The sequence below is a fragment of the Leptospira ainlahdjerensis genome, assembly GCF_016919175.1.
Classification (GTDB): domain Bacteria; phylum Spirochaetota; class Leptospiria; order Leptospirales; family Leptospiraceae; genus Leptospira; species Leptospira ainlahdjerensis.
On the sequence record NZ_JAFFPU010000037.1, the window covers coordinates 1 to 21,593 of the forward strand.

17 protein-coding genes are annotated in these 21,593 nt (G+C 43.1%); 5 read left to right on the forward strand and 12 right to left on the reverse strand.

What is annotated here, in order from left to right; translation table 11 throughout:
* From JWG45_RS10750 to JWG45_RS10760, 3 genes are all read right to left on the reverse strand, one after another.
* The coding region (locus JWG45_RS10750) for a hypothetical protein (RefSeq protein WP_205279756.1) at window positions 1–348 on the reverse strand (348 nt) is incomplete at its 3' end.
* 849 nt (window positions 349–1,197) lie between these two features.
* Window positions 1,198–1,917, reverse strand: coding sequence for a carbon-nitrogen hydrolase family protein (locus JWG45_RS10755; RefSeq protein ID WP_205279757.1), 720 nt, complete (start codon window positions 1,915–1,917; stop codon window positions 1,198–1,200).
* Window positions 1,918–1,936: 19 nt separating this feature from the next.
* Window positions 1,937–3,805 (reverse strand): hypothetical protein, encoded by a 1,869-nt coding sequence (locus JWG45_RS10760; RefSeq protein ID WP_205279758.1) that lies wholly within the window; start codon window positions 3,803–3,805, stop codon window positions 1,937–1,939.
* Window positions 3,806–3,926: 121 nt separating this feature from the next.
* Here JWG45_RS10760 and JWG45_RS10765 point away from each other — a divergent pair, with 121 nt between their 5' ends.
* Entirely contained in the window at window positions 3,927–4,295 is a 369-nt protein-coding gene (locus tag JWG45_RS10765) for an STAS domain-containing protein (protein WP_205279759.1), read from the forward strand.
* On the forward strand, window positions 4,292–5,035 hold the full coding sequence (locus JWG45_RS10770; RefSeq protein ID WP_205279760.1) for an LA_1326/LA_4305 family lipoprotein: 744 nt from the start codon (window positions 4,292–4,294) through the stop codon (window positions 5,033–5,035). The genes JWG45_RS10765 and JWG45_RS10770 overlap by 4 nt, the downstream gene beginning before the upstream one ends.
* A 927-nt stretch (window positions 5,036–5,962) precedes the next feature.
* On the opposite strand, the gene ileS is transcribed toward JWG45_RS10770, so the two are convergent.
* From ileS to JWG45_RS10800, 6 genes are all read right to left on the reverse strand, one after another.
* Window positions 5,963–8,707, reverse strand: a complete 2,745-nt coding sequence (ileS, locus tag JWG45_RS10775; RefSeq protein ID WP_205279761.1) for an isoleucine--tRNA ligase — start codon at window positions 8,705–8,707, stop codon at window positions 5,963–5,965.
* Between the two features lie 7 nt (window positions 8,708–8,714).
* A complete protein-coding gene (locus JWG45_RS10780; protein WP_205279762.1) occupies window positions 8,715–9,368 on the reverse strand; it encodes a leucine-rich repeat domain-containing protein in 654 nt (217 codons plus the stop codon).
* A 17-nt stretch (window positions 9,369–9,385) separates the two neighbouring features.
* Complete coding sequence (purL, locus tag JWG45_RS10785) at window positions 9,386–11,623, reverse strand: phosphoribosylformylglycinamidine synthase subunit PurL (RefSeq protein WP_205279764.1); 2,238 nt, start codon at window positions 11,621–11,623, stop codon at window positions 9,386–9,388.
* Window positions 11,624–12,918: 1,295 nt separating this feature from the next.
* Complete coding sequence (locus JWG45_RS10790; protein WP_205279765.1) at window positions 12,919–13,398, reverse strand: hypothetical protein; 480 nt, start codon at window positions 13,396–13,398, stop codon at window positions 12,919–12,921.
* Window positions 13,399–13,500: 102 nt separating this feature from the next.
* On the reverse strand, window positions 13,501–13,764 hold the full coding sequence (locus JWG45_RS10795) for a hypothetical protein (protein ID WP_205279766.1): 264 nt from the start codon (window positions 13,762–13,764) through the stop codon (window positions 13,501–13,503).
* Window positions 13,765–14,254: 490 nt separating this feature from the next.
* Window positions 14,255–14,734, reverse strand: a complete 480-nt coding sequence (locus tag JWG45_RS10800; RefSeq protein WP_205279767.1) for a flavin reductase family protein — start codon at window positions 14,732–14,734, stop codon at window positions 14,255–14,257.
* 172 nt (window positions 14,735–14,906) lie between these two features.
* Between JWG45_RS10800 and JWG45_RS10805 the strand changes: the two genes are divergently transcribed.
* Both JWG45_RS10805 and yqeK read left to right on the forward strand, forming a co-directional pair.
* Window positions 14,907–16,019 (forward strand): DUF3089 domain-containing protein, encoded by a 1,113-nt coding sequence (locus tag JWG45_RS10805; RefSeq protein WP_232380638.1) that lies wholly within the window; start codon window positions 14,907–14,909, stop codon window positions 16,017–16,019.
* Between the two features lie 65 nt (window positions 16,020–16,084).
* Complete coding sequence (gene yqeK / locus JWG45_RS10810) at window positions 16,085–16,672, forward strand: bis(5'-nucleosyl)-tetraphosphatase (symmetrical) YqeK (protein WP_205279768.1); 588 nt, start codon at window positions 16,085–16,087, stop codon at window positions 16,670–16,672.
* Window positions 16,673–16,903: 231 nt separating this feature from the next.
* Here the strand turns inward: yqeK and JWG45_RS10815 are convergent, their stop codons facing one another.
* Both JWG45_RS10815 and JWG45_RS10820 read right to left on the reverse strand, forming a co-directional pair.
* Window positions 16,904–17,290, reverse strand: coding sequence for a hypothetical protein (locus JWG45_RS10815; protein ID WP_205279769.1), 387 nt, complete (start codon window positions 17,288–17,290; stop codon window positions 16,904–16,906).
* Between the two features lie 284 nt (window positions 17,291–17,574).
* Window positions 17,575–18,456, reverse strand: a complete 882-nt coding sequence (locus tag JWG45_RS10820; protein ID WP_205279770.1) for an SDR family oxidoreductase — start codon at window positions 18,454–18,456, stop codon at window positions 17,575–17,577.
* 146 nt (window positions 18,457–18,602) lie between these two features.
* Between JWG45_RS10820 and JWG45_RS10825 the strand changes: the two genes are divergently transcribed.
* Window positions 18,603–19,553 (forward strand): helix-turn-helix transcriptional regulator, encoded by a 951-nt coding sequence (locus tag JWG45_RS10825; protein ID WP_205279771.1) that lies wholly within the window; start codon window positions 18,603–18,605, stop codon window positions 19,551–19,553.
* Here JWG45_RS10825 and JWG45_RS10830 read toward each other — a convergent pair.
* On the reverse strand, window positions 19,538–21,454 hold the full coding sequence (locus tag JWG45_RS10830) for an adenylate/guanylate cyclase domain-containing protein (protein ID WP_205279772.1): 1,917 nt from the start codon (window positions 21,452–21,454) through the stop codon (window positions 19,538–19,540). The two genes, JWG45_RS10825 and JWG45_RS10830, sit on opposite strands and share 16 nt — an antisense overlap.
* Between the last annotated feature and the right edge of the window lie 139 nt (window positions 21,455–21,593).

Genomic DNA, 21,593 nt, shown 5'->3' on the forward strand with positions numbered 1-21,593 from the left:
CGTCTCAAAAAGAAGTAAATCATCGGTTAACGTGATTTTTTGTTTTCCGATCATTCCCTTGTTTTCTTTTTCCCGAAGCATTTTATCGACATTGTTTCGAAGTCTCCAAAAATAGAGGCGATCAAATAGAAAAAACCAAACGATTGCAAATAAGAAAATCGGAATATTGAAGAGAAAAGAGATTTCGTCTAAGTTCGTATAGTTTAAAGCCAAAAAGACAAACAAGGTCCAAACGGGAATGATAAGTTTGGCGATCATTCTTTTCTTTTTCGAAACCTTGGAATGTCGAAAATGGTATTCATTAAAGTTTACGATATCTTCTAAAGTCAATTCGTATGTAATCTGCATAGAGTGTATTACCGGATAAGTTTTATTGAATAATATTTGTATCTTAGAATCTCAGAAACGATTTCGATCGACGATCGCGCCGAAAGAGAAAAAGAATCTTCCGAAAGTCTATTACGGATGAAATGGAAGTCCGATTTCAAGTTCTTTTTCAAAAAAATAACAGTCTGATCCAAGCCCGGTCGACTGTTTTTAACAACAAGCGATCTTTTTCGACGTGAGCGTATTCTTATAAAATGATGAAAAATCTGTTCCAAAATTTCATTCGTTCCAGTGCTTAAAGCATCCTGTCAGTCGGTAATAAACGCTCGAAGTGTTACGGATTCTTTTTTACGATTCCGGAACGTTTGAACCATTGGCTTGTAGTTTCATTTTGCTTTGAACTCCGTCCTTCGCGGGAACTCAGCGTTCCGTTTTTATTGCCCCTCTCCAGGGTTTAGGACAAGCTTACCAAAAGCTGCCTGGATCGAAGAAAAATCCGTCGGAACTACGACAAGTCCTCCATGAAAACGGCGCGCCCCGCCCGAGTTTCGGGTGTAGGGGAGCGGTGGCGGGAAAACCTCGGGTGACTTTGCTATATCACAAAATTCTAATCTTTCAAGAAAAAATCTTCCTGTCGGAACTACGACAAACCCTTCTTCTCGAGACGATTCCCGCTGCAACTCCCTTCAGCTTGTGCGTAATTGTGGATAAGGCTATGCGTTTTGGAACAAACTCAAAATCAGAAATGCAGGAACCATTATGAATCGAAATCCGGATCATAATCAGAGTAAAAAACGGAAAATCATTAGATCGAGAAGAAGTCGAAAATTCCGATCTAAAAAACGTTTGAATTTTAGGAGACCGAATCTCTCAAAACAAGCCGTTCACTCCGTTGATCGTAACGGTTTTGATCACTTCCTTATCTTTTTCCGATTCCGCGACCTTCCAGTTGACCCCGGAAGAAGTGGAAAGAAGGCTCCTTCCGATTCCGGAACGACCGAGGGACGAACCGACGCCAGTTACTCTTGCTATAAAAATTCCGTATTCGGAGGAAAGCTTCGCATAACGTTCCAAATCTTGAGCGTGCGTAGAATCGGTCTCCAAAACGGAGTCGATATGAAAAAGAAGATTTACGTTTTGAGATCTTAATTCTTCCAGACGTTTCGGATTTTCGATTTCCTTTCCCGTAACAATTCCGAATCGAAAACCGCTCATGATAAAAATCGTTTCGGCATCGCCTCCGATCGCTGGCTTTTCGGACGGTAAAAGTTCCTGCTTTTCATACCAGTCCACGACCACCACACTTTGTATGATCGGCACCGAAAGTTTTATTCTTCCGGAATCGTCCTTCCGAAATATGGATCCGCCGATGATTACACCCTTATAATATTCAGAAATTTGCAACAACTCGTCCGTCAGAGATTTTGATTTTTCGACGGCTCCTTCGGGCGTGGACGATGAATTGTAAAACGGAAAGTATTCCGGAAGAAGAAGAAAATCGGATTTCTCCTTCGCCAGTTTCGATTTTTGTTCGCTTGTGATGGGTTGATTGAGATGTTTTTGAAATAGAGTTACTTTTGCCGATGCCAAATATCAATACCTTCCTGATTTAATCCCCTAAGATGGAAGGATCCACACCCAGTGAATCCGCATCCAGGTTCTCGGAAGAACCGACCTCTCCTTGAGTTGCGCCGCCTCCGGAAATTCCAAGATCCGATTCTCCGGCGGCTTGTTCCGTCTTGATTCCGAATTCTTTCTCCATTTCTTCCGGGGAAAGCTCGGTGACTCCGCCAAAAAGATCTCCATTTTCGAGTCTTCCCGCAAGAGCGATCGAGAAACAATAGGATTCCATAATACACTGTTTGATCGGCTTTTTGTTGAGCCTTCTTTTGGATTCCATAAGATCGAAAGTCATAAGCTCGTCCATATTGGTTACGACCTCTTTTTTCGATTTCATGTCCGCGATCAATTTTTCTAAAATTTCTCCCGTCTTTTCCACGAACTCCTTCACGGTCACGCGAACGTTTCTGGATTGTTGACTTCTTTTCGTTTCCAGAGCCGTGGTCTTTTTCGAAGCTTCGATGTAGTTGGCGCCCGGATTTTTCAGATGATTCTTAAGCTCTTTATAATATTGATCGTAGATCCGGAACTGCTCTATGGAAGCTCTTGAAGTTTCATAGTGATCCACCATCTTTTCGCGGTAGTCGACCTTGGAGCCGTTTACGATCGTAGGTTTGAGTTCGATTTTTTTCGTGGTCATCACAAAGGAATATTCCGCGTCGAATTCTTTGAAGAACAACCAAGTTAGAAAAGCCTTGTCCGCGGAAGGTATGAGCTCGTATTCACCCTTTGGATCGTGTTTTTTTCTCAACTGATCCAGCGAAAGCATCCTCATCAATTTCAAACCGTATTTTAATTCCTTACTCAGAGAATCTTCCGGATTGATCTCTTCCTTCTTCTCCTCTTCGACTACCTCTTCCTCGGGCGCCGCACCTCCGGAGATTTCATCCAATTCTTCTCCCTGTTGTCTTTGTCCCGGTTTCTCCTCGGGAACAATTCCAATCACTGCTTCCATCGTATTACTTAAGAGAGGGATGTTTTTGTTCTCGTTTCGGAGAACCACAAGATAGAGTTTTTCAAAAAGGGTTCCGTAGAGATAATCGAATTCTTGAAGCGCTCTTTTCTTCTTCGTATTATAAATGCTAGAAGGTTTTCCTTCCAGTTTCTCAAGAGCCGCATAACCCAAGGTCACGGCCTTTACGTAACTTCCTTGAAACGGATAAACATAGTATAATTTTCTAAAGATCGAATAGATCGGATCTCTGACTCTGGAAATTCCGACTGGAAGATCGGGAGCTGCGTTATGCGGTTCTATCACCTGATTGACTTCCGCATTATCATAGAGTTTATGCATTCTTCCTATGAGTTCTATGTAGATAGGATTTTGTGCGTCGAGTTCCTTTGCGATCTTTCCCGCATAGGCAGGATTTCCAAGAATATCATTCCCCACAAAGTTCATTTCTAAGATGGCTTTTTTTCCGGAAAGATTGAACTCGGATAGGAAGGAAGGAAGAAGTTCCGAAGACGAAAAGCCCGTAACTCTTCCCAACCAACACTTGACTCGAACGGAGAATCGATTGATAAAATTTCCCATCTCGTCTTCGAGAGCTTTGCGATCTCTCGGAGCCGGTCCTCGGGAAACGGGCGCTCCTTTTCCTCCGGAAACATTGGAAGATCCCGAACGACTTCCCGAACCGCCGCCGGGACGAGAAGAAGAATCTTTTCCGCCGGCCGAACTTCTCTGACCTTGGCGAATGTTGGGCTGGCTTGTTTTACGGGCTGCTTCCTCTTTTTTCTTATCCTTGTCATTGACGACCTTGCCGCCAGCAGACTGGAATTTATCGAACATTTCTTTTCTGGCCTTATCATCCAGATTGTTCACTCCAATGGAGCGTTTTGTTTTATCAAACTCAGCCATAATGCAACCCTTGCAATCCCGCGTCTCAGTTCAAATTTGCAGTTCTGAGAAATAAATCAAGAAAGATACTGATTCATTTTACTTCTTGACAGACCTTTCTTCCGGGTGTTTTTTCGATCTGATGATCATCCGTAGCGAGATTCGAGAGAACCATATCGTTCTTAGCGTTCTTGAAGATATTCTGATGGATAATTCAAGGGATTTCTACTACGAATTCGAAGAATCGGTAAAAAGCGGAAGTCCTGAAATCATCAGTTTTTTCCTGGGGAAGGTCAAATTCATCGATTCTTCCGGAATCGGAATCATCATCAAAGTTCGAAATCAAATCCGGGAAAAAAACGGCATCGTGAACATATTCGGCCTCAATAAATCTCTAAATTCTGTATTTCGGCTATCGGGCCTGGACAAAATTGTGAACCTTTATACGAACGACGAGTTTCTAAACAAGTATCCGATTTTCCAGGAGTTTGTGGATCAAAATTCTAAATGAAACGAATATTCAAATTTTCCTCCGTTCTTATTCTTCTTCTCCTTGTTCAATGCTCCTGGGTCCACGAAAGAGGGATCCTCTTCTGGTCCAAGAGTCAGAATCTGATTTATAACTCAGAAGAAGTCGCTTATTTCAAAATTTCTCCTTCCAAAGTCGATCAGTTTGATGAATTCGTTCCTCCGGGAGCATTTTCGCATCCGATTGATCTAAAACCGGAACAATGGAAAGACCTTTTGGGAAATCTCAAGTATGTAAAAAAATCCTCTCTCGGTTTTTTTACCGATCACGTTTTTTCCGATGGAGAATTGGAAATCATCGCAAGAGATCTTCCCTATGTCCTCAAATCCCTTCCTGAAAATAAGATCCTCGTTTTGATCACAAAATACGATGACATTCAGTCCGTGATTTCCACGGAGGAATTGACTACCGCCCTTATCTGGGGAGAAAAGACAAAGGTAAACGTCGTCTTTGGAAAGATCAAAAGGGAAATTATTGATAAGAATATCGGCTTGGATTTTAGTCTTTGGACGGATATCAGACAAATCTATCTCACAAACGTTTCCGACGGAACCGAAATTTCGGATAACGGAACGGTCCAGTTTCAAACGGTGAGGAACATACCCAATCGCAAATGGGTAGTCTTCAATTTGGATCAGATGGAGCAGTATAAATTCAAACCGAGAAAGAGAAACGAAATCCGCAGACTTACGGACGAAAACGATCGCCCGGGCGGCGGTTGATCTTTTCGACAAATTTCATTTTTGCAATTTCTTGAGTGAGGGTTTTCGTGCGTAAGAATTTCTCACTCAAATCCTTCCTTCCCCTCTTCTCACTTTTGTTTCAGCCGATTCTTGCGTAAATTTTTTTTCTCTGTTTTTGCTTGAAGAGTTTTGCAAATTCGATTCGGAGAATAGGAAAAACTCAAAACCTGATATTCTCTCGGATCAGTTTGAGTCTTGGTGAAGACTTTCCCGAAAGTGTGAGTTCCTACTTTTTCCCAAAACGAAACTTGCTTTGAAAAAACGGGGGGAGTTCCCACGCTCCTTTTATCTCCAAATCAAACGAAACGCAGAAAACCGCGCGGGAGTTCCTACGCTCGATCCTCAACGGAATTTTCCGGATCACTTTTTTAGAATTCCATGAGAAACTTTTTTCCAAGTCCGCTGTTTCCGGTAAAAACGTGTGAGTTCCTACCTTGTTTTTTTTCGAGAAGGCTTTTACAGTTATTTCAAAATTGTTCTCTAAAACGAAACTTGTTCTGGAGAAAAGAGTGTGAGTTCCCACTTTTTCGAGAATTTTTCCGCAGGGCTTTCAACGTTCGGGATTCCTTTTCTAATACGAAACTTGCTCTGAAAAAACGGGGGAGTTCCCACGCTTCTTTTATCTCCAAATCAAACGAAACGCAGCAAATCGCGCGGGAGTTCCTACTTTTTTTTAAAAGATTCTCCTGCAAGACTTCAAAGTCCGGTTTCCCTGGATGAATCAAATTGTATCTCCAGCCAAGGTCGTTCTAAGAAACTGTGGGAACTCCCGCAAGTCCCTCTCTCAATCTTGAAAAGAAAGATTGGGTCCGGGCTAAAATCAGAATTCAATTCCCGGAGAGGGGGTAGCGGAAAACGCGAATGCGTTTGTAGCGAGGGGGAAACCTCCCCCTTCTGGATCCTTCTTCAACCTACGACAGACTTACAACGACCGCAGAGGTCCCCTTCTTTTCCGATGTCTTCGGTATGTCTCCAACAACGAGGACATTCTCCTTGCGCCGGTTTCAAAACCTTTACGGAGAATTTTTCATTCTCGTGAGAAGACAGGACTTCCAAGTTCGGATTGGTTTCGTGCACCTGCGATACGACAAAGAGGAGTTCCAAGGTTTCTTTCGGAAGGAGTTTTGTAAGTTTTGAACCGTCTTTAGAAACGATCTCAAGTCCGGCTTCGAGCGACTTCCCGAGCTTGCCTTCTTGTCTCGCAAGCTCAAGCGCCTTCTGAACGGCTTCTCTCGCCTGCAGAACGGATTCGAACTTTTCTTCGAGCGCAGGATTCTTCCAAGATTTGAGATCCGGAAACGTTTGTAAGAATACGGATTCTTTTTTTCCGTTTTCAGCCCAGACCTCTTCGGCGGTAAAACTCAAGATCGGCGCTGTAAGAATACTTAACGTTTCCAGAATATGCTGTAACGCGGTCGCAGAAGATCTTCTCGACTTGGAATTTCTTGCGTCGCAGTACATACGATCCCGAATCATATCAAAATAATCCTGAGACAAGGTCACCGTACAAAATAGAATGAGCTTTTGATAGATCTGATGAAACTGATACGTTTCATAACTCGCACCCGCGTCTTCCACAAACTGAGCGAGTTTGGAAAGATAGAATCGATCCAACTCTTCCAATTCTTCAAAGGGAAGATTTTGTTCCGCGCTATGACCTTCTAAATTTCCTAGAAGATAACGGAATGTATTTCTGATCTTTCGATATTGTTCGGATACGATCTTGATAGATTCTTTTCCGACCTTGATATCGTCTCTGAAGTCCAGAGAACTTACCCAAAGCCTAAGAATATCCGCGCCGTAAACCTGGATGATATCGGTGGTAGGATCGATTCCGTTTCCGAGAGACTTGGACATCGGGTGCCCTTTCTCATCCAGAACGTATCCGTGAGTCAGCACCGTTTTGTAGGGAGGAATTCCTCTGAGAGCCATCGACGGCCAGAGCGAAGACTGAAACCAACCCCTGTGTTGATCGGAACCTTCCAAGTAAAGATCCGCAGACGGTTCATTCTTTCTTTCGTCTAACACGGCAAAGCTGGAAACTCCGGAATCAAACCAAACGTCTAAAATATCGTTTCCTTTTTTGAAAGAATCCTTTCCGCACTTCTCGCACTTTGCGCCCGGTGGTAAGAGTTCGCTCGCTTTCTCGGAATACCAGATCTCGATTCCTTTTTCACGAACCTTCTGAGTAAAGAATTGAATCGAAGCCGCGTTGATATGAGTTTCTCCGCAGGATTCGCAGGTAAACGCGGGAATCGGAACTCCCCAGTTTCTCTGACGAGACAAACACCAATCCGGTCTTGTCTCCACCATCGATCGAATTCTTGTGATTCCCCAATTCGGAATCCACTGAACCCCGTCGATCGCCGCGAGAGATTTTTCTCTGAGTTCGTTAAAATCCATCTTAAAAAACCACTGCGGCGTCGCGCGAAAGATCAGAGGTTTTTTACTTCTCCAGCTATGAGGATAAGAATGTTCGAACTCACTGTGATAAAAGAGTAAGCCCTTGTCTTTTAAGAGTTCTATGATGAGAGGATTTGCGTCAAAGACCTTGGTTCCCTGCATGAGCGGAAATTCATCGGTATATTTTCCATAATCATCCACGGGTGAGAATGGTTCGAGTCCAGCCGCGAGTCCCACCTTGTAGTCGTCTTGTCCATGTCCGGGCGCCGTGTGAACACAACCGGTTCCCGCTTCCAGAGTCACGTGATCTCCAAAGAGAGGAATGGAAACTCGATCGATAAAAGGATGTTGGAATTTGAGAGCCGCGAGTTCGTCCGTCGTGATCGGTTTTACTTTTGTCAACGCGACTCCGGTTGCGGTCGTCACGTTTTCGGCGAGTCCGTCTGCGAGAATCAATTCCTCTCCGGACTCCGTTTTAAAAATAGAATATTCAATTTTTCTGTTAAAGCAAATCGCAAGATTGGCAGGAAGAGTCCAAGGGGTCGTCGTCCAGATCAAACAGTAACGATTGTTTTCTCCGATCACGGGAAATTTCACATAGATCGAAGGAGAAACGTGAGGATAGTATTCGATCTCGGCTTCCGCGTGCGCCGTCGCCAAATCGATCGACCAATAGACCGGTTTTTTACCGCGATAGACGTAACCTTTCTGAAATAGATCTCCGAAGACTTCTACGATTCTCGCTTCGAAATCGGGAGACATCGTTTTGTAGATTCTTCCTTCTTCCCAGAAACAAAGAAAACGACTCAAGTCTTCGCTTTGTTTTCCCACGAACTCTTCGGCGTAGTTTCTACAAAGTTGTCTTAGTTCTTCGGGACCGGTTTCACGGGCCTTCTTTCCTAAATTCTTCAAAACCTGAACTTCGATCGGAAGTCCGTGACAATCCCATCCGGGAATCATGTCCGTATAATAACCGGCGAGGGCCTTCGATTTTACGATCGTATCTTTTAAGATCTTATTAAGAGCGTGACCCAAATGAAAATTTCCGTTCGCATAAGGAGGACCGTCGTGAAGAATGAATTCTTTTTTTCCTTTTCTTTGTTCCCTCATCTTACGGAAGATCTGCGCGGACTTCCAAGCCTGGATCTGAGCGGGTTCTCTTTTTGCAAGATCGGCTTTCATAGGAAAGTCGGTTTTGGGTAGTAGTACGGTAGATGAATACGGATTTTCTTTTTGTGTTTCGCTCATATAGATATCAATAGTCGATTTTTGTTTTAGGGAGAATCGCTTGGAGTTTCTCTGCGTCTTCTCCTTTGAGTGATGTTTTTTTAATATTCAATCTTTTTAAACGAGTTAGATTCTTCAGCTTTGTATAATTCGCCGGAAGAATTTTAATTCCTACGTTGAGATTCAGATCCAATTCTTCCAAGTTGGAAAGACTCGCGAGAATGTCCACGTCCGTCTCGGTCAGAGTCAGCTTGTTTTGATCCATGTAGATCGTTTTGATTTCCGGTAAAAAAAGAAGTTCGGACGGAAGATTGGTAAGATCGTTGTTCCCCGCGAGAAGAACTTTCAGATTCTTTAATTTAGAAAGCGCGGAAGGAAAGGTTGTGAGGTCGTTTCCGAAAACGTTCAATTGTTCCACACTCTTACATTCTCCGAGGGAATCCGGAAGAGCGGCCAAACTGTTGAGACGAAGGTCCAGACGTTTTAGATTGGGAAATCCGCAAGCTCCCTCGGGAATTGCAGTCAACTTTTGCATTCCTAAATCGAGAATCGTGACCGAAGCGGGATTCGCCTTTGCTTCGTTTAATATTTCTTCCGCATTCTTCTTGCAGGCAGTTGCAAAAACAACGGACAGAGAGAGAAAAAGAATCAGGGTTTGCTTTTGTAAATAGAGAGACTTCATTCTTTCCTTTTCCTTTTTTAGAGTGCGAATATGGCTTCTAAACCGTTTTCATAGGGTTCGCTCAACTGATCAAAAGAAAGACGGATTCCTTCTTTTTGAAATTCCAAGACTCCGCTTTCGTTCGTCTTTCCGACGGAATAGAATTTGAGTCCGGAAGCTTGTGTTTGTTTTTGAATCTCTTCCTTCTCGGAAGATACAAAGCCGACGAGAACCGCCGTGGAAGTTTCTCCAAAAAGCGTCAGATCGAGACGATCTTGTTTGAGAGAACTCAAGTCCGCGGAAATTCCAAGACGAGAAAAAAGAACCGTCTTAGAAAGCGCGATCGCGATTCCTCCGAGAGAAAGATCTCGGGCCGATTTCAAAATGCCTTTTTCATTCAAGGAAAGAATCAAATTGCAGAGCGCCAATTCTTCTTTGATATCGAGTTCCGGAATGGCTCCGTTGACTTGTCCGTGAATCTTTTTTAAGTATTCGCTTCCTCCCAGAGAAGGGCGGAAGTTTCCGAGGACCGCGAGTTCCAAGCCGGCTTCTTTCGGAAAGTTGGAAAGAAGTTTTGTTTTGTCCTGGAGAATTCCCACCATTCCGATCGTAGGAGTCGGGAAGATCGGACCTTCCGGAGACTCGTTGTAAAAGGAAACGTTTCCTCCGGTTACGGGGAGTTCGAGAAAACGGCAGGCGTCTCCCATTCCTCGAATACATTCCGAAAACATATAGTAGTTTTCCGGAATATAAGGATTTGCGAAATTGAGATTATTTGTGACTCCGAGAGGACGTGCACCCGTTACGTAGACGTTACGAGCCGATTCACAAACCGCAAACTCGGCGCCCTTATATGGATCGAGATACGTGTAACGAGAATTACAATCTGTCGCGGTCGCGAGCGCCTTGTTTGTGTCGGGGATCGAGGAAAGTCCTCCGTCGAGTCCGGGCCCGATGAGTTTTACTAGTCCAACTTCGCTGTCGTATTGTTCCGTGATCGGTCTTCTGGAACAGACGTTCCAAGAAGAAAGAATCCGAATGAGAACGTCGGTCGCATTCTTACCCGAAGTTACGTCGGGAAGAGAATCCGGTTTCCAAGATTTTACCGCGTCCAGATAAGAAGGACGTTTGGTTTCGCGTTCGTAACGAGGAGCTCCTCCGCCTAACACGAGACATTCGGCGGGGATATGGGCCTTGCGGATTCCCCCCATAAGAATTTCGATAAATCCGTCGTTTGTGATTTCTCCGATTTGAACCGCATTCAAATTCCATTTTTCGAATATAGATACGAGCTCGGCTTCTTTTCCTTTTTTAGGAACCACAAGCATTCTTTCTTGAGATTCGGAAAGCATCGCTTCGTAGGCGTTCATTCCGGTTTCACGGAAGGGAACAAGATCCAAGTTGATCTTCATTCCGGTTTTTCCCTTTGCGCTCATCTCCGAAGTGGCGCAGGAAATTCCCGCGGCGCCCATGTCTTGAATTCCGACCAAGAGTCCTTTTTGGATCGCTTCGAGACTCGCTTCCATAAGAAGTTTTTCCATAAACGGATCTCCGACCTGAACCGCGGAACGTTTGGATTCCGATTCTTTCGAAAGGTCTTTCGAAGCAAAAGAAGCTCCGTGGATTCCGTCTCTTCCCGTCGTAGCTCCGACGATATAAACCGCGTTTCCGATTTGTCCACCGGTGGTCGCGCTCGCCATCTGATCGTGACGAACAATTCCGACCGTCATCGCGTTTACGAGAGGATTTTTAGAAAAACATTCATCGATAAAAAGTTCTCCGCCTGAAACGGCGATCCCGAGAGAATTTCCGTAGTCGCCGATTCCTTTGACCGCGCGAGAAAGAAGATATTTGTTTCGGGGTTCGTCGGGATTTCCAAAACGAAGTGAATTGAGAGAGACGATCGGGCGAGCCCCCATCGTAAAGATATCTCTCATGATTCCACCGACACCGGTCGCGGCGCCTTGATAAGGTTCCACGGCAGTCGGGTGATTGTGACTTTCGATCTTAAAGACAACGGCGAGTCCGTCGCCGATATCCATCGCGCCCGCGTTCTCTTCTCCGGCTTTTGCGAGGAGCTTATCCGAAGAGGTTGGGAGCGTCTTTAATTTTAGAATCGAGTTTTTATAAGAACAGTGTTCCGACCACATTGCGGAAAAAATTCCGAGTTCTGTGGAGTTCGGGATTCTTCCCAGGATGTCCTGGATTTTTTGAAATTCTTCTGCGGTAAGCCCGTGTTCCAGGGCGTCTTGTAAGGAGACGGCGTCTTTTTCCATCGATTGTCAGTATTTTTTCTGAGTCGCCCTCTGAAAATCAAATAATCCGATTCATTCCTCTTGGGAGTTCCCACATTCGTTGGGGAGATTGCCTTTTTCAAGGAAAGGAACACGAAAAGTTTGCACGGAAATCGAGACCTTGTGAGAGTTCCCACACGGAAGCAAGAGGTTCCGTATTTCGAAGAGTCATTGGAAGGCGAGCTCGGTTATTTTTAGGAGTTCCTACTTTTTTTCCCTCGGAGAAAAACCATCGCCCTGCGAATTCAGAAACACTTTCTCTTGAGCCGGAGATCCGACCTCCCCTTCTTTAGAATCTTTTTTAGAAATACTCGGTCCGCCCCTATCATTCCAATGTTTCTCCGACTTCCTTGCGACGTAGGAACTCCCCTTTTCACCTTTCCGGAAGTCACGGAGATCCGACCGGATTGATATACGATTCTTAACAAGAATGAATTTTGGTAAGAGCACCCAATCGAGCAAAGAAAAAACAAAGTAAGAATGTGATCATCCAGGTTTCGGAACCTTCTCCCATGTTCCTCTTTGACGGACCCCGCACTTCGGACAAGTCTCTCTTTTCTTTTTAACAATGGAACCGCAGGAACCACAAAAGACCTCGTCTATTTTTTTAAAATTCACTCATTCAGGTCCTCCAGAATTTTCTAATATTGAATTTAGAATCCATTACGTTGAAATTGATTCAAACTGCAGGGTCCTACGGACTTATTTTGGATAAAATAGACAGATTGAACTTTTCAATCACAGCTTTCGTTGATCCAGCCTTATGCCGAGAAAACTCGTGAGATCTTCAGTATTCGTTTTCTTGTTTCAGAAATTCGAATCAAGAAGAATGATCGGATTCCAAGAACGGGGTCGATTTCTATATTTTTTCTTTCTGATATCGAAGAAAAATGGGAACGTCTTCGAAACTGAGATAAAAAGCATCTTTCTTAGCTTTCCTTGATTCAATCTAAGCAGAGTTATCAGGCATCCGAAACCAAAGCTTTAGAATCAGGATATCATACATTCTCTATCAAAAATTGCTCGTTATAACTGAAAGTCAATTTTGTGAAAGAGAACCGACCCGCTTTCTTTATCCGAAACAACTATATAAGAATTTCTTGAAATAACAATATTCGAAAGTAGTTCTTGGATTTACAGCGTTTGATCGGATGATCAGCGCGATCCAAAGGATTCGTCCCCTTTGGATAAAGACAAAAAGAAACTTTATCCAAAATCGAAAGAAGAATCATTTTTAATAAGATGGCGAAAGTGGGTTTTAAAAAAGAGGAAGACGGTCACGCACCCTTTCGATAAAAAAGCGCTTCCAATTCCTTCACAAACTCTTTCGAATCCCCTTGAATGGAATTCAAATCGATGAGAAGGTATTGAACCATGTGAATTCGGACTTTTAAAAATAAATAATGTTTTTTAGGAATGATCTTTAACAATTCTTCGGGGAGAATTTTGAATTCTCCCTTATCGTCCGAAATTTTCAGCCCATTCTCCGAAACGAAAATTTTTCCATTCAGATCCTGAAATCGAATTCTTTTTAGAAGAATGAAAGGCCTCGCGATAAAATACAAACTCAGGATTCCAAAAAACAAGGGAACGATAAACCGCTCTGCGTTTTTAAAAAGAAAAAAATCAAGAACGGAAAGCGCCAAAAGAACAAAGGGTAAAAATTTTCTCTGGAACCAAAAAATCGGTCGATTGTAATAACCGAATAGAAAGTTCCTTTTTTGTTTTTGTATATCGAGTGAAAGAGAATATTCCACAGATGCCTCCCCGATCTCGACACTTTTAAGATCGAAACGTTAGGAACAACACCTCTCTTTCGCTTTTTTGCAGGGAATTCCGTCTCGCAGACTTACGAAAACTTATTTTTGACAGTGGGTAAGAATGTATTCCATCAAAACCGGCCGAGGTGGATCGGATGGTTTATTTCGCACCCAACCTCCGTCTCCCAATTCCAAAACGGATAGATCACAGATCGGATCTTCCGTAAAATCATCCGATTGTGACAAACTCAAAGCGTGTTTCCAAAATTGAAAAACACTTTGGGAAGAATCCGAAATCACCGGAAAAAAGAATAAAACACAAAGGATAAGAATTAGTCCTGATACTGTGGTAGCGATCTTCATAAGATGGTTCGTTTTACCTCGAGGATCAATGTCCCCTAAAGGGAATACGGAACATGAAATCAAATGCGCCAAAGTTTGTTCCATAATCTACAAAAAAGCGTTCAAACGATCGGGATTTGTTATTTTTTCAAAAATTAATTTCTTTAGAAAAATGGCCTTCGAATCGTTTTCAAAAAAAGGATCGTGCAGATTCTTATTTATTTATTTTTCAATTAATAACAGGAAAAGATGCTCATTGTACGCACAAAGGGTCGCAGAAAAAAAGGAATTCTATCTCGGAGGAGTAACGTCTCCATCGATGAGGATTCAACACATGCAGAAAAACTAAAGCGTAAGAAAAAATAAATTTAGGAAAAAGGAAATTTTTCGCGTGAAAGGCGACGAAAGTGTATTCGCATTGTTTCGGCGCCTTTCGAGAATCGAGCCATTCGTAAATAGGAAATCGACCGTGGAGCAAGACGCCCCACCGGAAAAATTCGAACAGGTTGGATCAAATCGAATAGTAGTTTCTTCGATAATAGAGCAACGGACGCCGAGTATCGTCGGCTCCTGCGGAAATCACCCTTCCGATCACGATCGAATGGTCTCCCCCGTCCACAAATTGTTCCACCTCACATTCAATGTAAGAAAGAATATCGGGTAGAATCGGAAGACCGAGTTCGCCCTTTTTACATCCGAGTTCTTCCATCAGCGCGTGTTTGTCAGTCTTACCCGAGGCGAATTGATTGGAGATGGAATCTTGGTCCTTTGCCAAAATGTTGATCACGAATTTGCCTTCGTTTCGAATCGGATCGTGACTTGTAATATTCTTCTGCAAACAAAAAAGAACCAAAGGAGGATTGAGAGAAAGAGAACTAAAACTGCTTACGGTAAGCCCGCTTTGTTTTCCAAGATGAGAATAAGTGATCACAGTAACGCCGGAAGGGAAATGGGAAAGCGCATTCTTAAAAACATCGTCCGTAATTTTCATGAGGTCGATCTTAAAAATTGAAAGTTCTCTGTCAACTTCTCGCCGAAACAAACGGATCCGAGATAAAAAAATTCAATCCATTTGAGAACGCTTTTTTAAAAAACTTTTAATCTTTAGAAGTGTTTTTAAGAATCGGAATCTTTTTTACTTTTTCCAAATCCGATAAAGGGAATTGACAACTCCGAATCAGGGAAATAAACTCAGAAGAATCTACAAAGGTTCGTTTTTCTCTTTTGAAATTACGACGATGAGGATTGTTATGCGAAATCGATTCTTCTTTATTCTTTTTGTTTCCGTATCTTTTTCTTTTTCCTGTCTCTGGGTCATTCGACCTTCCGGAGATTATTCCGAATACCCAAGACCCCAAGAACCGGATTATCTTCTTTTAAAGTCATGGTCAGCGCTTCCGCAAACCAAGGACGACGCGGACAAGGTTCCTTCGGAGTCTTCTCTTCAGGACCATCAAAGTCGCGCGCTCGTCGACGTCTTCTTTATTCATCCCACTACGTTTTATGGAAGAGATTGGAATGCTTCCTTAGAGGACGAAAGGGTCAATGAAAGAACCGACGAATCCACGATCCGCCAACAAGCCAGCGTTTTTAACTGCTGCGCCAAAATCTACGCGCCTCGTTACAGACAGGCGACCCTTTATTCTTTTCTGGACGCGGAAAACGGAAAACTCGCACTAGATTTAGCATATCAAGATGTACTCAAGTCTTTTGAAACCTATCTCAAGGAATGGAACGGCGGAAGGCCGTTTATCATCGCTTCCCACAGCCAAGGAACTCACCTTGCGATCCGGCTTCTCCGCGAAAAGATCGACAATTCTCCTCTGACGGATCGTCTCGTCGCGGCGTATTTGCTCGGAGGTGCAGTCCCGATCGGTTCATATAAAAAAATCCCAATTTGTTCTTCTCGAACCCAGACAGGTTGTGTGATCAGCTGGAGAACTTTCGGAGAGAATGCGGAAATTTCCAAACTTCCACACGATTTAGAGGGGCCTTATATGTGCGTCAATCCCATCAGTTGGAAAGCTGACGAACACCTCGCGAGCGCAGACTTACATCCGGGAGGAGTGAATCCGAAATTCAAAACGATCGAACCCAAACTTTGCAGCGCGCGTTGTAGCGAGGGGGTCGTTCGTATTTCTAAACCGAACGCATCCGGTTTTTCCCGTTGGTTCGGCGAAAACTATCACATTTTGGATTACGGAATTTTTTATCAAAACATTCGGAACAATCTCCCGGAACGAATCGAAACGTTTCTGAAATCAAAGAAAAATTAGAATCCAGTTTCGCACTGGACTCGAACGCGGCTTCGTTTATGATCGAATTTTAATAGGAGAATTCAATGACTTCCTCCGAGTTGGAAGCTAAGATACAAGAATTTAAAAGGATCGTTCCGACCGAAATCACGATCACACGTTGGGAACATTCCCTCAAGGTAGCCGAGATCGCGAAAGAGTTGGCGATCATACATTCCAAAGAAGAAGCCGAACTCGCTTATCTTGCCGGAATCGTTCATGACATCACCAAACAAAAAACTCCGGAGTTTCACCTAACGTTATTTCGAAAAACCGGACAGGAAACTCTGGAACAACTTCCTTCCGCTGCCTGGCACGCCTACTCTGCCGCTATATATCTAAAATCGCAATACGATCTAAAAAACGAATCCGTCCTATCCGCGGTTCGTAATCATACTTTGGGTGCGTCTACTCCTGGACCGTTAGATTTGATCCTCTACGCGGCCGATTTTTTGGGTTCCGACTACGCGGAAAAAAACCCGCTCTACTCGGAATGGAGAGAACAGGCCCGTAAGAATTTGTATCTTGGAGTTCTTTGTAAGGCTAAGAATACGATGCAGGATTTGATTTCAGAAAACAAAAAGATACATCCCGGGACGGTAGCGACTTACAACCTTGCGATTTCAAAATGTTAAACGAAGAAACTGGGTTTGTCTCCCTCCCTCCTCGGAGTTACGTTCGAGTTTTGGAAAAGAGTCTGTTTTTTACGAATCCGAGGTTTTCGAAAAGAATCGTTTCGGATCCTTTTCGAAAAATCCATTCGGACAGGATTTTGGATTCTTATCGCCTCAACGGAAATCTCAAAACGTTCCGCAAAAAAGCGAGAGAACAAAACGTTTGATACAAAGACGCCGACAAACTCTCAATCACGCGATTTTTTTATCCACTGCTTTACCGATCGCAAACGCGATGATCAGCATCGTAAGATAACCGAGTCCGATCTGGATCAAATAATCGGAAACGCTCATCTTGGACATCGGCAAAAGAATCAAAAAGTCCAACCCCCAATTGATAACCAACCAGATCAAACCCGTATACAAAAGTGTGGGCAACGTTTTTCCGGATATTCGAATCGCGAGCGAAGCCAGCAATAAACTTCCGGTAAGACTGCCTACAAGAATCATAACGGTTTTAAACAGAAAAATATCAGTTAACAACTTTCCATCCCTTGAGTGGAACGGAATCGCAACCGCAAAAGGAATCAACCAGACCAAAAAACCGTAACTCATAATTCTAATCAAATACTGTTTCATACTTTTTCCTCCTAACATGTGTTCAATGAATGTAAAATCGAAATCCGGAATTTATGGACATTATTCCCTCCGGTATTCCATTCAATCCTTATTCTATTTCTCTTTTTTTGAAATTTTCGAATCCGAGATATTTTTCGACCGTACGAACAACTCGGGACGATCAGTCTGATACGCTTTCAAAAGCGACCCCGGAAAAAGCAATCTTGATACCATACTCAGAGTTCCTGTCGAAACCAACAATTCTTCGGATTCAATTTCCGTTTTACAGAGAGAATATTCAGTTTTCATAATTCTTCTCCGAATTTTTCCTTAAAATAGTTTCCCCAGTGCGGACGAGTTCCGTCCAAATCGGTAAAGTTGTATTCTTCGGATAACTTCCAGGTACTCGTGGAAGTTCCGGTCTTTGAAAAAACATTCTTATCTCCCGCAAGTGAAACGACCGCGCGACCGATATACGCGGGTGTTTCCGAGACAATAAAATGAGGTTCCTTCAAAACTGCGTCCTTCCAGTTTTTTTCCTGAACGCCGAAATGATCAAGCATCGCCTCCGATCTTAAAAAACCGGGAGTCAACGATAACGCCGTAATCCCGAAGGATCTTAATTCTTCGGCAAGACAACGGGAAAGGTTGATGATTGAAGACTTTATTAAAGTATAATATAGATTTCCTCGATAACGATAATCGATTCCGTCCGTGATCTCCAAGATCAAACCCGACCGATTTTGTATCATCAAAGGCGCGGCAAAATAGCCGGTGATTAGATGGGATTCCAGACAAGTCCTTTGGACTTTGATTCCATTTTCCAAAGAATGTTCCCAAAACTTTTCATCCCAGCGGATATAAGGATCTCCTCCCCAAATATCGTTGACTAAGATATCCAACTTTCCCTGTTCTTTATCGATTCGATGGATAAGTTCACGAACTTCGTCCTCTTTCGTATGGTCTGTCCTGATTGCGATCGCTTTCCCACCGTGTGCGTTGATAAGCTCCGCGGTTTCTTCGATGGTTTCTTTTCTATTCATCTCGGAAGGAGATTCTCGTGTGCTCCTTCCAGTAACATAAACGGTTGCTCCCGCTTCGCCTAACGCAATCGATATGCCGCGACCGGCGCCTCTTGTTCCTCCGGCGACCAAGGCCACCTTGTCTTTTAAAATTCTTTCTTCCATTGTCTCATCTTAACCCGAAGAAGATGACGATTACTGTCATATATCTCCGATTTAGTTTTTTTAATCCGGTTTTTTTTCGAACTCGGATCATGATCAAAAGAAATACATGACAGATTCTGTCATATTATTTGAATTAGAATAAAATTATGCGCGCGGATCGTCTACTCTCCATTCTACTTCAACTCCAAGCCAAAGGAAGAATTTCTTCCCGGGACTTGGCTCGCAAACTAGAAGTTTCGGAAAGGACCATCCACAGAGACATGGAAGCGCTCAGCGCTTCGGGAGTTCCCGTCTTTGCGGAACGAGGTTCGAAAGGAGGATGGGAATTATCCGAAGGTTATAGGACCAATCTTACCGGAATGAAAAAGGAAGAAATTTTTTCGATGATTCTTACGAGCTCCACTCGTATCGCCTCCGATCTCGGACGAAAGAAAGAATTCGATTCCGCCTTTATGAAATTTATGGCTTCTCTTCCCGCCGCGTATCAGGAAGAAGCCGAGATGATCCGGCAAAGGATCCATATCGACGGAGCCGGTTGGGGAAATTGGAAGGAAGAATTTCCGTTTCTTCCTTTGTTGCAGGAAGCGGTCTGGCAAAATCGAAAAGTGATTCTTCGTTACAAATCGGACGAGATCTCCAAAAAAAGAATCGTCCTTCCGTTAGGCCTAGTCGCAAAAGGAAAGGTATGGTATCTAATCGCAAAGTATGGAAAAGAATTTAGGACCTTTCGGATCTCGAGAATTCTCGAAGCACAGCTCGGCGAAACCTTTGAAAGACCGAAAAAATTCGATTTGGAAAAATATTGGCAGGAAAGCACACAAGCCTTCTTTTCAAAAATTCCCAGCTATACGGTTACCATCAAAATAAAATCCACAATCTTGGATCGATTCCAATCATTTAGCTATAACTGTATATTAGAATATTCTACAATAGACGAGAATTGGATCTGTGCAAAAGTGAATTTTGAGACGATGGAATGGGCTTTGCAACATATTCTCGGACTTGGAAATTCGGCGATCGTTTTAGAGCCTAAGGAACTAAAAGACGCCGTCACCTCGTCCGCGGAGAACATTCTAAAAGCCTATTTGACTTCGTAAACTCCCACCGAGTTTTCCTTTCCTTTTACGGAAACCCTTCCCAATTCTTGAAACGTATATTTTTTCCGATTTCGTATCTTCTGATAACTCTCATCGGATAAAAGAATTTCAACTCCGTATTCCTTCGTAAGGCCTTCGATTCGAGAAGCAAGATTGACCGCGTCGGAGATGACCGTTCCGTCCATCCTTGCCTCTTCTCCGATCGTTCCCAACATCAAAACTCCCGTATGAATTCCGATTCCGATCCGTATCGGATCATAATTTCTTTCCAAACGGCTCTGGTTGTGTTCTTCCAAAGCAGATTTCATTTCTTTCGCGGCTTCCACCGCGTCGTCCGGTGAATCTGGAAACAAGGCCATGATCCCGTCGCCCAAATACTTATCCACAAATCCACCGTGTTTTCGAATGATAGGCCCCATTCTTCCCATATAAGAATTTAGAAAATCGAAATTATCCTTAGGGGTCATCCTTTCGGACAATTGAGTAAACGACCGGATATCCGAAAAAAGAATCGTCATCTCTCTTTGGGTCTGATCTCCTAATTCAATTTCCGTAATATTCTTTTTTCCGAGAAACTTTAAAAACTCCAAAGGTACAAAACGACTGTAGGATTGATTTGTTCTCGTCAGATCCGCCGATAAGTTTTCGATCGAGACAAACGCCGAGGAAAATTTCAAAGACAACATATAAGACTGAGCGAAAATAAACGAAAAGAGCCCGATCGGAAGATAATACCCGTTACTGACGAGAGTTTGGCTTTGTAAAATATCGTTGATCGCAGCCGCGATCAACGCCAAAACTCCGATTCCTGCGATGATCGCTCCGTCTCGTTTTCGATAGATGAATCTTCCCAACCAAAAGAAAAAGAAAGGTAAGTAGAGAAGAAGAATTCCCTGGTAAGGAATTAGGGTCAGCGCGAAAATTTTCGTGGGAAAAAACAAAATGATAAGCGAAAAGAAACCCACGATCGCACTGCAGATTTTTGATACGAACGAAGGCATATCCCCGGGAAAAATGCTGTCCATGTATTTCTGAAAAATTGGCCAAGCCAGATAAAAGGAAAGGTATTCTACTTTGCTTCCGAGTTCCCAAGGTATGTCCGGAAATTTTTGTAAAAAGAACCTTTCCCCGGTCATAAGCAAACGAACGACGATGACAAAACAAAATAAACCGAAGAATAAACTCGAGTTGTCTTTCCTTCGCAAAGAGAAAAGCCCAAAATGATAAAGAGCCATAATCGAGATACTTCCAAAAAGAAACATCTCGGTTGCAGAACGATTCTCCCTATCGTCTTGTATGTTCTTTTTACTTCCGAGGCGAATCGTTTCCCAGATTCCACCTTTGAAATGATGAAAGTTGGAAACTTCAACTTGGATGAGAACTTCGTTTCCTGAAGTCTGAAAATCGACGTAACGAGGGAGATATTGCGGCCGAGAAGTGTTCTCGTCGGTTCCAACGACGCCACTTCGGATTAATTTTTTTCCATCCACCCAGATCGCTCCCGCCGTGCCGACGTCTTGAAAACGAAGTCCAAGTGCGGTTTGGTTGTCGTTTAACAAAATCTTAAGCGTAAAAGTTCCGTATCCGTATGCCGCAGCAGAATCGACATCTTCGATCTCTTTATAAGAATTCCATATATCCGGCACTGGAACAAAATAGGATTTAGCATCGGGAAGAATCGTATTCGGTTTAGAAAAAGTGAGTTGTTTCCATACAAAGACCCATTCTCCATCCAGTTTGACGATACCGTCCGAATTAAAATCCCATTCCCTCAGATCCAAAACTCCTTTGTCGGCGCGCGGGGAAATTTTAGAATTTCCGGAAGGACCGCAGAAGTTAAAAGTTAAAACGTAAAAGAAAAAACAGACCCTTAGAAAAAATAACCCTTTTTGTTTTAACATCTCTGCCTCGTCCGCGATTTTTCTTTTAAGATTTTCAAAATGCCGCATGACGAAGTAATCACGAATTTGTTTTGATTCAACTATTTCGCAGAATTAGGAAATATTTTTAGTCATTCTTTCTCGTTTTATTCCTGACTTA

Excerpts from the sequence above, each read along its gene's own strand:
- JWG45_RS10760 (WP_205279758.1), bottom strand. The coding sequence starts at position 3,805 with ATGGCTGAGTTTGATAAAACAAAACGCTCCATTGGAGTGAACAATCTG.
- JWG45_RS10765 (WP_205279759.1), top strand. The coding sequence starts at position 3,927 with ATGATCATCCGTAGCGAGATTCGAGAGAACCATATCGTTCTTAGCGTT.
- JWG45_RS10770 (WP_205279760.1), top strand. The coding sequence starts at position 4,292 with ATGAAACGAATATTCAAATTTTCCTCCGTTCTTATTCTTCTTCTCCTT.
- ileS (WP_205279761.1), bottom strand. The coding sequence starts at position 8,707 with ATGAGCGAAACACAAAAAGAAAATCCGTATTCATCTACCGTACTACTA.
- JWG45_RS10780 (WP_205279762.1), bottom strand. The coding sequence starts at position 9,368 with ATGAAGTCTCTCTATTTACAAAAGCAAACCCTGATTCTTTTTCTCTCT.
- purL (WP_205279764.1), bottom strand. The coding sequence starts at position 11,623 with ATGGAAAAAGACGCCGTCTCCTTACAAGACGCCCTGGAACACGGGCTT.
- JWG45_RS10795 (WP_205279766.1), bottom strand. The coding sequence starts at position 13,764 with ATGAAGATCGCTACCACAGTATCAGGACTAATTCTTATCCTTTGTGTT.
- JWG45_RS10800 (WP_205279767.1), bottom strand. The coding sequence starts at position 14,734 with ATGAAAATTACGGACGATGTTTTTAAGAATGCGCTTTCCCATTTCCCT.
- yqeK (WP_205279768.1), top strand. The coding sequence starts at position 16,085 with ATGACTTCCTCCGAGTTGGAAGCTAAGATACAAGAATTTAAAAGGATC.
- JWG45_RS10815 (WP_205279769.1), bottom strand. The coding sequence starts at position 17,290 with ATGAAACAGTATTTGATTAGAATTATGAGTTACGGTTTTTTGGTCTGG.
- JWG45_RS10820 (WP_205279770.1), bottom strand. The coding sequence starts at position 18,456 with ATGGAAGAAAGAATTTTAAAAGACAAGGTGGCCTTGGTCGCCGGAGGA.
- JWG45_RS10825 (WP_205279771.1), top strand. The coding sequence starts at position 18,603 with ATGCGCGCGGATCGTCTACTCTCCATTCTACTTCAACTCCAAGCCAAA.
- JWG45_RS10830 (WP_205279772.1), bottom strand. The coding sequence starts at position 21,454 with ATGTTAAAACAAAAAGGGTTATTTTTTCTAAGGGTCTGTTTTTTCTTT.